This is a genomic window from Teredinibacter waterburyi (assembly GCF_001922985.1).
GTDB lineage: Bacteria > Pseudomonadota > Gammaproteobacteria > Pseudomonadales > Cellvibrionaceae > Teredinibacter > Teredinibacter waterburyi.
In genome coordinates, this window is sequence record NZ_MRUH01000042.1 from 1 (window position 1) to 551 (window position 551).

Here is a 551-nt window from a genome sequence, read left to right on the forward strand (position 1 = left end):
AAAAAGCCTCTAACAAAACAATCCAGCCGACCGCTGAAGCGTCGGCTGATTGAGGCGTTATGTGAAGCTATGAAAGATCAGATACGAAATATTCTCGAGGAGATGAGAGTAAAATACTCAGGTTTCTCGTATGAGCAAATTAAAGAAGTTGGGTGGGTTAATCTAGAAAGTATCAAAGTGGAGGGAAAAAAATATTGGCCCTCTATATGGTCACAGGTGCATAGAGAGGATGACTATATACTGGTGGTACAACTCACTCGGTGGTATTTCCTCAGGGTGCTTGGCTCTACAGATTGTATAGGATATATATTCTATAAGTCTGGTGGCTTTGAAGAAATTGATGAAGTATATCTAATGAATGAAGTGGGGCATCCGTGAAATCACATAACAAGTTTGTCCAGTCGACGTTTTGGTCTTCGTTCCTTTTTGTGCATGGCCTTAGGCCATTTTTGCACAAAAATCCACTACAACCAAAACGCGGCTGACAAAGGCGTTATGCGTCTTAACGGGTAGTAGAGTAGGGCTTGTAATTTATAGGTGTTGTTTTCTGT

Annotated in this window: 1 protein-coding gene; it reads left to right on the forward strand. The window is 41.2% G+C overall.

What is annotated here, in order from left to right; genetic code table 11:
- On the forward strand, nucleotides 1–378 hold a 378-nt coding region (locus IDZ20_RS04880), incomplete at its 5' end, for a hypothetical protein (protein ID WP_223144898.1).
- Nucleotides 379–551 lie beyond the last annotated feature (173 nt).